Source organism: Rheinheimera sp., from assembly GCF_020217005.1.
GTDB lineage: Bacteria > Pseudomonadota > Gammaproteobacteria > Enterobacterales > Alteromonadaceae > Pararheinheimera.
This window is the reverse complement of sequence record NZ_JAIWOI010000310.1, coordinates 1-10,000: the sequence shown is the minus strand read 5'-3', so window position 1 is coordinate 10,000 and position 10,000 is coordinate 1. Positions and strand designations below refer to the sequence as shown.

At 46.9% G+C, this 10,000-nt stretch carries 8 protein-coding genes; 3 read left to right on the top strand and 5 right to left on the bottom strand.

Annotation, left to right across the window (positions count from 1 at the left end; genetic code table 11):
- Nucleotides 1-460: CreA family protein (locus LDL40_RS15130; RefSeq protein ID WP_300996263.1), on the top strand; the 460-nt coding region annotated here is incomplete at its 5' end.
- Here LDL40_RS15130 and LDL40_RS15125 read toward each other — a convergent pair.
- Both LDL40_RS15125 and LDL40_RS15120 read right to left on the bottom strand, forming a co-directional pair.
- Nucleotides 457-1,524 (bottom strand): efflux RND transporter periplasmic adaptor subunit, encoded by a 1,068-nt coding sequence (locus tag LDL40_RS15125; RefSeq protein WP_300996262.1) that lies wholly within the window; start codon nucleotides 1,522-1,524, stop codon nucleotides 457-459. The two genes, LDL40_RS15130 and LDL40_RS15125, sit on opposite strands and share 4 nt — an antisense overlap.
- Nucleotides 1,511-4,597 carry an efflux RND transporter permease subunit gene (locus LDL40_RS15120; RefSeq protein ID WP_300996264.1) on the bottom strand — a complete coding sequence of 1,029 codons (3,087 nt, stop codon included), beginning with the start codon at nucleotides 4,595-4,597 and terminating at the stop codon, nucleotides 1,511-1,513. Before LDL40_RS15120 ends, LDL40_RS15125 begins: the two co-directional genes overlap by 14 nt.
- 205 nt (nucleotides 4,598-4,802) lie before the next feature.
- Here LDL40_RS15120 and LDL40_RS15115 point away from each other — a divergent pair, with 205 nt between their 5' ends.
- Entirely contained in the window at nucleotides 4,803-5,600 is a 798-nt protein-coding gene (locus tag LDL40_RS15115) for a copper resistance protein NlpE N-terminal domain-containing protein (RefSeq protein WP_300996261.1), read from the top strand.
- A gap of 98 nt (nucleotides 5,601-5,698) precedes the next feature.
- The gene (gene mtnK, locus LDL40_RS15110; RefSeq protein ID WP_300996260.1) at nucleotides 5,699-6,871 is read left to right on the top strand and encodes an S-methyl-5-thioribose kinase; all 1,173 of its coding nucleotides are present in this window, start codon (nucleotides 5,699-5,701) and stop codon (nucleotides 6,869-6,871) included.
- Between the two features lie 21 nt (nucleotides 6,872-6,892).
- Here mtnK and LDL40_RS15105 read toward each other — a convergent pair whose 3' ends face one another.
- The 3 genes from LDL40_RS15105 to LDL40_RS15095 form a co-directional block, all read right to left on the bottom strand.
- Nucleotides 6,893-9,007 (bottom strand): peptidase domain-containing ABC transporter, encoded by a 2,115-nt coding sequence (locus LDL40_RS15105; RefSeq protein ID WP_300996259.1) that lies wholly within the window; start codon nucleotides 9,005-9,007, stop codon nucleotides 6,893-6,895.
- A 354-nt stretch (nucleotides 9,008-9,361) separates the two neighbouring features.
- Nucleotides 9,362-9,673, bottom strand: a complete 312-nt coding sequence (locus LDL40_RS15100) for a hypothetical protein (protein ID WP_300996257.1) — start codon at nucleotides 9,671-9,673, stop codon at nucleotides 9,362-9,364.
- Between the two features lie 53 nt (nucleotides 9,674-9,726).
- Nucleotides 9,727-9,951: a hypothetical protein gene (locus tag LDL40_RS15095; RefSeq protein WP_300996256.1), complete on the bottom strand. Its 225-nt coding sequence runs from the start codon at nucleotides 9,949-9,951 to the stop codon at nucleotides 9,727-9,729.
- Nucleotides 9,952-10,000: the final 49 nt, after the last annotated feature.

Below are 10,000 nucleotides of genomic sequence, written 5' to 3'. Positions count from 1 at the left end.
GCTTTTGATTGTTACCGCTTTTGGTCTTGTAGCTTGTTCTGATAAAGAAGTCGCTGATGTCAGTTTAGGTTTATTCACCACCAAAGACATTAAAATTCAAACCTTTAACGACCCAAAAATTCCAGGTGTGACTTGCCATATTAGTCACGTGGAAGCCAATCTGGATTTTGCCGATCCCTCTGATATGTCCATTGCCTGCCGTCAAACCGGGGAAATCACCACAGCTATGCTAAAAGACATCGATCGTTCTAAAAACGGCGAAGTGATATTCAGTACCTCAAAAAGCATATTATTTAAGCACTTAAAAATCCGCCGTATTCTGGATAGCAGCAGCCAGACTTTGTTGTATTTATCTTACTCGACCAAAGAAAGCACTGGCAGCTATAAACACTCGCTGACCAGCGTTCCACTTTGGGGAACCGCGGCCTGGCAGGACAACACTCCAGCCAAAACGCCTTAAGTTTTTACCGGGAACTCTTTGTCGGTCAGCACCTTAACCTTGTCGCCCTGGGTCAAGGTGTCGCCACCACGTATCACTATCTGTTCTCCAGCTGTTAAGTCTGCATCCACAGCGATAAGTGCGCCCATGCCCTGACCTAACTGCACAGCTTTTTGCTGTGCTTTCTGTTCTTTATCTACCACAAAAACAAACTGACCTTCACTTTTGACCACAACGGCATCCCGAGGTACTAAAAGTTGCTGACGAGCAATGGCTGTTGGCACAGCAACGGAGACGAGCTGCCCAACCTGGAAGTTAGCCAGCAACTGCTCTGGCACTTTGATTCTGGCTTCAAAGGTTTGTGAACGCATGTCTGACACAGGGATCAGGTTGCGCACAGGCAACTGACTTTCACCACCACTATGAAATACCTGCAACAATTGATTTTGCTGCAAAAAAGCGGCGTATTTCAGCGGTGCAAATACCACAACTTCCAAATCATTCAAATTGACCAGCCTTACTAAAGCGTCTGTTCTGCTGATATCTTCCCCATACTGATGAAAACGCTGCGCCACCACTCCGGCGAAAGGCGCTTTGACTGAACTTCGGTCTATCTGATCCTGCAGCTGTGCCAACTGAGCTTGGAGTAATTTCAGTTCGGCTTCAGCACTGTCTCTCTCTGCACTGATCTGATCCAGTTGAGTCAGGGCCACACTGTTGTTTTTGCTCAATTCCAGCAAACGGGCCGTATCTTTTTGCAAACGCCGCCACTGAATATCAGCCCTGCTGATGCGGGCATGCATTTCATCAACGCGCAGCTGCAATGGTGTGGTATCCAAACGGGCTATCACCTCATCCTGTTTAATTTGTGTACCGGGCTCGGCCAGCCACAATAAACGGCCTTCAACCCCTGCTGTGACATCGGCTTGATACCGGCTTTGTACCTGGGCTGTAACCATGGTATGAGGCAACATTATCTGTTGTTGCACTTGCGCCACACTAACCACTTTTTCTGGCGGCGTTTGCGCGCTAAGGGAAGATGAACATAAGAAAGCCGCAGTCAAAGCCCATTTATGAAGTTGCATCAGAGATCTCCAAAGGAAGACCAGCCCGGTCCGTTTGGCGGGCTGAAGAAGTCAAACGTAATAAAGCCGGAATTAATACCAGACTAAATAGCATGCTAAAGGTCATACCGCCGACAATCACAGCCGCTAACCCCCGGTATATTTCAGAACCTACACCAGGCACCAGCACCAACGGCAACATGCCAAAAATACTGGTTAAGGTACTCATAAATATTGGTCTGGCCCTTGTTAGTATGGCCTGATACAAAGCCTGATCCAGCGCCACGCCTTCACGCTGGCTTTGCCTGCATTGATCCACCAACAAAATGGCGTTATTCACCACCAATCCTAACAAGATAACAAAACCTATCATGGTCAGCAGATCCAGCGACTGAAAAGTCACCAGATTCAGTAACCAAAGCGCCACTACGCCCCCCAAAATCGCCATAGGCATAGTCAGCACCACCAGCACACTGTCTTTGGCAGAACGAAACAAAGCGGCCATCAACAAAAACAGAATAAACACAGCCACAGCAAAGTTTTTTCCCATCTCTGTCATGGCGTGTGACAAGCGATCGGCATTGCCGCGGAACTGCACTGAAATTTGCTCCGGCATTTCATCACGTAAAGGTGTCATCAGCTCACGTTGCAAAATTTGCATGGCTTCATCCAGTGGCATAGTGGCAGGAGGAGTCACTTGCAAACTGACAGTCCTCAGCCCATTAACTCTCTGCAAGGAGGTGGGGCCTGTAGTGTAGTTCAGCTCACTCAACTGACCTAAGGTCTGACCGCCTGAGCCCGGCGTATACAAAGGCGTCGCCGTCAATTGTTCCGGAGTTTGCCAGCCCTGGCCTTTGAGAATAATGTCCATACGCTCATTACCGTCAAAGTATTCGCCGATGTATATACCATCTGTGACAGCTCGTACCATAGTGGCCACAGTAAAGCGGTCCACACCACTTTGTGCTATGCGGTTTTCATCCGGCGTTAATCGCAGTTCAGGCTGAGCCAAAGCTAAATCAGGCACGGGCCGCACCGTAGCGCCGGGTAATAACTGTTCAATTTTTGGCATAGCTGCGGCGGCCTGCTGCATCAGTTGCGGCACATCAGGACCCTGGAAATCCAGATTTAATTCACGACCACTGCCAAAACCAAAGTTAAACAACGAACCCTGTACACTAAAGGCATTGGTATCCGGCAAGCCGACCAGGATCTCTTCCCGCAGCAGTTTAATCATATCCTCTATGCTGTCCGGATCTTCGGCGTAGACAAAAAGCACGTTAAAGCCTCTGTTGATCGACAGGTTGTAACCTTTGATAGCCGGATATTTTTTCTCCTGATAATAAGGTCGTAAGCGGCTGACCAGCAGATCGCCTATTTCCTGCTCCAATACCTGCATATTAGCGCCAGGCGGTAATGAGAAACCGGAAAACACTGTATCAATGGAAGCCTGAGGCAGAAAATCAGCCTTAGGCAGCAGCAAGGCAATAAACAGTGCCGCGCCGGGCACAAGCAAGCAGACCCAGGCAACAGCCCTTTTTCGATTCATCGTCAGACGGCTGATGCTGGTTGCCAGTTTTTGCCAAAACAACAGCACAGAGTGTTGGCCTGTTTGAGGTTTCAACCAATACAAAGAGGCCACAGGTAACACAGTTAAAGCCACCAGCAAGGACGCAGTCACAGCCACAGCCAAAGTCAAAGCCAAGTCATAAAACAGCTGCCCTTCGACCCCTTGCATAAACAATACGGGCACAAAAATAGCGACAGTGGTTGCCGTTGAGGCCCACAGTGCACTGCTGACCTGAGCCGCACCTTTTTTCACAGCCTGCTCCAGCGCTAACCCTTGTTGCAACAAGCGCACTATATTTTCCTGCACTATGATGGCGGCATCCAGTACCATGCCCACAGCAAAAGCCAACCCGGCCAAAGACACGACATTCAAGGAACGGCCAAACAAATCCAGCACCATAATGGACATCATCAAAGAAACCGGAATGGTGAGGCCAATCAACAAGGTCGCCTGCCAGCCACGTAAAAATAGATACAAAATGCCAAGCGCCAAGGCTATCCCCAAAATCAGATTGCCATTGACCAGTTCTATAGCTCTTTTGATATGGACTGAAGCATCAAAACTCAGCACTATCTCAATGCCCTTATTTTTTAGCTCATGTTGATTTAAGTCGGCGATTTCCTCATTCAGCGCATCAAGAATTTCAACAGTGTTCGAACCTGCAGCTCGCTGCAACGTGATATAAAAGGCCGGGTAGCCATTACGTTTAGTAAAACCAGCTTGTTCGGCGTAATCTATTTTTACTTCGGCCACTTCATGCAAATACACAGGCCTGTCGTTCTGATAGGCCACCACCATTTGCTCGTATTGCGCCGGGTTGTACTGGCCAACAAAACGCACTGTGTATTCCCGCCGCCCCACTTCAGCAAAACCACCAGAGACATTGCTGGCCCGACCTATGCGTGAACTCAGTTGGTCCACAGACAAGCCCAAAGCAGCCAGACGATATGGGTCAAATACGATATGCAATTCTTTAGCCCGGCGACTGGCTAAATCGACCTGAGATACCCCAGCTATGGCTTTTAATCTGGGGTAGACCACATCATCAATCACAGGTTGCAAAGCAGTAAAATCTGCGTCGGCATTTTCATCCAGCTTGCGGATCAACAAACTAGCGACAGGGCCAGCACCACTATTAAGTGATACCACTGGTTCATCAGCCTCTCTCGGACGAGGGGGTGCCTGATTTAACGCATTAATCACATTCAGCATGGCTTGCTGCATGTCTTGCCCGACGTCAAAAGTAAGGGTAATGGAGCCAAAGCCGGCGCCAATAAAACTGCTGCTTTCAGTCACACCAGGCACTGTGCGCAGTGCGGCCTCCTGAGGCTCAATAATGGTTGATTCCATTTCCTCAGGAGCAGCGGCGCGCCAACCATTTTGGATAAAAATTTGCGGCTGCTCTATTGAAGGTAAAAGCTGGACAGGCAACTTAGCGACAGCAAGCAGACCGAATAACACCATGATCAGACTGACCACAACCACAGCGGCCGGATTTTTTATACTGCTTCGGGTTAAGTTCATCACTCTGTTGTACTCTTTAGGGACAAGATAGCTGATGAGTGCCAGTCTAGCCTCTGGTGTCAATGACTCCAGCCCACTGTGACCAGCGGTTGTGAATACAGGGTGGTACAAGGTTTTTTCTGCCAATTCAGTTTTGGTAAAGCCCCACCTCTTTAAAGTGCAACTCAGCAAAACGCCCTGAACAACCAAAAACAGGAGATTTTTGATGCTTAAACCAATAATCCTCAGTCTGACCGCTTGCCTGATATTGGCCGCCTGCGGACCAGCTCCAACAGAGCCACAAACAGCAACGCCAACAGAAGTAGTGGCAACAGCAAACAGCAGTCACAACAGCGCTAATTCTTTAGATTGGGCCGGTGTATATCAAGGTGTCGTGCCTTGTGCCGACTGCGAAGGTATCCGGACTTCATTGACGCTAAAGATGGACAATAGTTATCAGCTCAGTAGCACTTATCTGGGTAAAGATGCCGCACCTTTTGAGCAACAAGGCCATTTTGAATGGGATGCAACAGGTTCTGTAATTCGTTTACTGGATCAACACGATGGACCGGCTTTCTATAAAGTTGGCGAGAATCAGTTAATACAGTTGGACATGCAGGGCCAACAGATCACTGGTGAGCTGGCTGAGCACTACCAGCTCAAGAAACAAGACAGAACAGCAGCTGCACTCACAGGTTTGCGCTGGAAGCTGACGGAGCTAATGGGACAAACAATAGCCGCGACAGAGCCGGACATGACCCCTTACCTTCAGTTTGGCACTGATGGTCGGGTTAGTGGTTTTGCCGGCTGCAACCAATTTACCGGTGCATATGAAACAGAAGGCCTGCGTCTGAGTTTTAAGCCTATGGCCACAACAGAAAAAGCCTGCCTTAATGCATCCATAGAGCAGCAATTTCTGACAACTCTGCAGGGTACGGACAACTATAGCCTGAATGAGTCGGGTTTGGCTTTGTATAAAGCACGCACAGCAGCGTTGCTACGTTTTACGCCAGTACAGCCTTAAATAGCTGTTTGTGCCCGGAAGTTATGGGCAAAAGGTCATTGTGCAGTCCAAAGGGGTTTGCGATGATGGCCTTTTCTTATTAGAGGATTTGTACGCCAATGCCTTACCTGCGCTTAAACTCGAAAGACGCCGCATTATTTGCCGACAAGCACAGTGATTTGTTTGGCGACCACAGTCAGTTAACCGCAGAACAGCTGGATACCAATGGTCTGAACCAAGTGTTCAGAGTGAAAAATAACAGAGGGACCAGCCTTATAGTAAAACAAGCCTTGCCTGAACATTCAGGTTTCACTCAATACTGGCCTGTCAGTTTGCACAGAGCACAAATCGAAGCTGATGTACTAAAACATCAAGCCAAAATCTGTCCAGAGTATCTGGTCGAGGTTCTGTACTATGACCCCGAACTTGCAACTTTATTGCTGGAAGACTTAGCAGACTGCTCTGTATTGCGCTTTGCAATTACTGTCGGACAACAACCTGCAAAACTTGGCATTCAATTGGCGCGTTATCTGGCACAGACTTGCTTTTACAGTAGTGACTTTGCGCTTACAGGCCCGGTTAAAAAAGCCAGGCAATTGCAATTTAATAATCCCGAACTTTGCCTTGTGACTGAAGATCTGGTGTTCACCGATCCTTATTGTAATCATGAACGCAATAGCCTGAGTTTTACACAAGTACCTGAAGTCCGTAGCTTGTGGGTCAACGAGGCCCTTCAGGCCGAAGTCGCTCAACTTAAAGCGGACTTTCTCACCAAACCTCAGGCTTTGTTACACGGTGATTTGCACTGCGGTAATCTGTTAGTCAGTCATGAAGAAATTAAAGTGATAGGTGCAGAATTTGGCTGTTACGGCCCGATTGGATTTGATAGCGGTACTTTGATCGCCAGCCTTATTTTAAATCTGATCACTCAGGACTCTACCAAAGTACCATCGACCCGTGACTATTTGTCCAACCAAATCGACTTGTTCTGGCAGGAGTTTTCTACAGTCTTCAGCAAACTGATGCAAATGGAAACTAAAGATCAGAGTTTTCAGAATGCACTTTATCAACAGAGGTTCCTGCATCAGATCTGGCAGGATACTTTAGGTTATGCTGGTTGCGAGCTGATACGTCGCACTGTTGGCTGGGGTGTTGCCGAAGAGCTGAAAGCCTTGGCAGATGCCGGCTTTAAACTTCAGACTCAAAGACGACTGCTTGCATTGGGGCAGGATTTGATTTTGCAACGTCAACAACTCACACCACACGATCTGCTGTTAAAACTGGCCGAATGAGAACACTAAAAACAGCCAGATTTAACAGGGCTCTCTGTGGCTCAATGACTGGGGCGAATTATGCAATTGGCGGAACTCGCCCGTGATATCGGTCAGCTGCCCCTGGCGTAATAACAGGATTCGATCTGCTGTTAAAATAGTATCAGTCCTGTGAGCAACCATAATACGGCCTATTTTTAATTGGCGAATAGCCTGATTGACTTTGGCTTCCAGCAACAAGTCCAGATGACTGGTCGCTTCATCAAGCAGCAATACTTTGGGTTTATGGTACAAAGCACGGGCAATCAACAGACGCTGTTTTTGCCCGCCGGATAAGGCGGAGCCCATATCGCCTATCAGGGTATTGTAGCCCATAGGCATAGCCACTATATCCTGATGCACCGCAGCCAGTTCGGCACAATACATCAGGTAGTCTAAGTCAGGTTTCGGGCTGAAAAAGCAGATGTTGTCCATCACAGTTCCAGACAACAGTTGATCATTTTGCATCACTGCGGCTATTTGCCCCCGGTAATGCTGTAAGCCGAAACTGGTTAGCTCCATACCGTCCACCAGAACCTTTCCCTGTTGCGCCTTTGTCATTCCAACTATTATTTTTAATAAACTGGTTTTTCCTATACCAGAGGGGCCAACAATAGCGACGCTTTCACCTGGGTTAAGGCGAAAATTTAACTGGTGAAATAACCATGGTTCCTGATCTGCCTGACGAAAACACAGCTCGCGGAGTTCAATATGACCTCGTAACTGCAAATAAGGTTGACTGGCTCCGCATGGTTCTGTGTCAGTCAGAGCTATATCTGCCAGACGCTGTAAGTGCAAATCCAGCATGCGGAATTCAACCCAATGATCAATAAAAGCCGATGCCCTTTGGGTAAACTGAGTTTTGTAGCTGGCGAACGCAAACAACATTCCCACGCTAAAGCTGTTGTCGATCACTGCTAAAGCTGCCAGATAAACCACCACTATGTGTTCAACACCAAACAAAAGCTGATTGGCAGCTTGCAAAGACAACTCCCAGCGACCCAATCTGAAGTGCTGATCCACAGCCTCAGAGTACTGATTCTGCCACAGACTTAACCTTTGACTTTGTTTTGAAAACAACTGCAGGCATTGAATAGCACGGACACTTTCCATAAAACCGGATTGCTCTTTGGCCTGTGCGACGATGCCTTGCTCAGTGCATTGCTTCAGTGGCGCATAAAAAACTAACCTCAGCACTGCATAAAGCAAGACTGCAAAAAGTACCACAGAGGCCAAAACCGGATGATAAACGAAAAGTAACACCAGCACTGTGCACGCCATCAAGCCATCAATCAGGGCCTCAATCAGACTATTGGTCAGTAATTCACGTAGTTGCTGCAAAGAACCAAAACGAGAGACTACATCTCCCATATGGCGTTTCTCAAAGAAACTCAGTGGCAAATGCAATAAATGCCGAAACAGATTAGTGGCTAACTGCAGATTTAATACGCTACTTAAATGTAGTACCAGCCAACTTCGCAGGACGGCAGTTAGTATTTGCAACAGCAACAATAAGCTAAAGGCAATGGCCAGAACGTGAAGCAAATCCAGATCTCTGCTCACCAATACTTCATCCACGACGAGCTGCATGTAGTAAGGAGCAACCAGCATAAAAAACTGCAGCACCAGCGACATCAACAGGATCCGCAATAACGCAGACCATAAACCAGTAGCAGAGGACCAAAACTGACGAATACTTAGCTTTTGCCTCTGATCTTGTTTTTTAAAGGCGCTTGTAGGGCTTAACTCAAGTGCAATGCCAGTGAAACACTGATCGAGCTCAGCACAACTCAAATCTCTCTTGCCAAAAGCAGGGTCAAGAATTTGAACTTTCTGACCTTTGACTTTAACCAGCACAACAAAGTGGCTCATTTGCCAATGCAAAATACAAGGAAGCCTGAGTTGGGACAATTCGTGTAGCTCGAGTCTCAAAGCCCTTGCGGCTAAACCAAGCTGATCTGCCAATTGCATCAGTTGCTGTAACGTGGCACCTTTAAGCGACAAAGGATAACGCTGGCGCAAACTCGTCATATCAGTTTTATAACCGTAGGCATCGGCCACCATAGCCAAGCAGGCTAACCCACATTCCGCAGCTTCGGCTTGGAAGATTGTTTGCATGCTATTAGTTCCGCTAATACAGATAAAATGTGCCCGGTAACCAACCTATTTCAGTCATTTCTCAACGCTGTTATTGTCTGCCCCATAAATGAGCAACATAAAACCCGTACAACCAATGCGGGTAAATTTACCTATAACGACTCAAGCTAGGTTTACCCTATTTTTGAAGCAACAAAGCCATCAACACTAGACATCTCAATTGGAAAAACCTTTTCAATTAGAGGATTACTGAGATTCTCCTAGTAATTTCGACTCGATATTGCAGTTCTTCATCAAGAATATTTTGAACCTCTACAACTCCATAGTCGCAAGAAAAACTTCCGCTTTACGAATGGTACTAACAAGAATTATCTTCTATGAAAAAAACAATCGCCCTACGAATCCAACGATCATGAATATGCAAGCAACGCTTATTATTGCACCAGTTAGTGCATCAGTTGAATAAGATACATTGTTTAAATCACTCAAGTTTTTGATGCGTGAATTGTAAAAATCAGGGTCTTTTGGCCCAAGTGCTAACACGAGAGATGTCCCTAAATAGGATAAAAAACCCCATATGTCATGTGCAGATATTGCATGCATTGAAAGCAAAAACATTACAAATGCCAGACTATAAAGGATAACTGTGACTTCGTTTTCCGTCATCTTAGACTTTACGTTTTTCATAATACTTCTCCATTAGAAGGGAGATGGCAATCGACTCATCTCCCTGGTTAGTACTAACGAGACATGGAGTCAATTAAACTGGCGATCTTTTTCTGAATGGGGGTGTTTCTGTTCAAAAACTCCCCAGCTGCATACCCAGCGCTAAATGCAGCACCAACCCAACCCCAACCTTTAAAAGTCGTCAACGCCAATCTCGCTGACATACCAGGCCATACATCTGTTGGTGGTTTAAATCCGCCACTTACTTCATTCACTTGTTCACAGGTTAACTCTTTCATTTTTGATCTCCTTTCATGGATTAGACTCTGACTTCGCCAGAGCCATCAT

Bases quoted from the DNA above. Each gene is read 5' to 3' on its own strand.
- LDL40_RS15125 (WP_300996262.1), bottom strand. From the start codon at position 1,524: ATGCAACTTCATAAATGGGCTTTGACTGCGGCTTTCTTATGTTCATCT.
- LDL40_RS15120 (WP_300996264.1), bottom strand. From the start codon at position 4,597: ATGAACTTAACCCGAAGCAGTATAAAAAATCCGGCCGCTGTGGTTGTG.
- LDL40_RS15115 (WP_300996261.1), top strand. From the start codon at position 4,803: ATGCTTAAACCAATAATCCTCAGTCTGACCGCTTGCCTGATATTGGCC.
- mtnK (WP_300996260.1), top strand. From the start codon at position 5,699: ATGCCTTACCTGCGCTTAAACTCGAAAGACGCCGCATTATTTGCCGAC.
- LDL40_RS15105 (WP_300996259.1), bottom strand. From the start codon at position 9,007: ATGCAAACAATCTTCCAAGCCGAAGCTGCGGAATGTGGGTTAGCCTGC.
- LDL40_RS15100 (WP_300996257.1), bottom strand. From the start codon at position 9,673: ATGAAAAACGTAAAGTCTAAGATGACGGAAAACGAAGTCACAGTTATC.
- LDL40_RS15095 (WP_300996256.1), bottom strand. From the start codon at position 9,951: ATGAAAGAGTTAACCTGTGAACAAGTGAATGAAGTAAGTGGCGGATTT.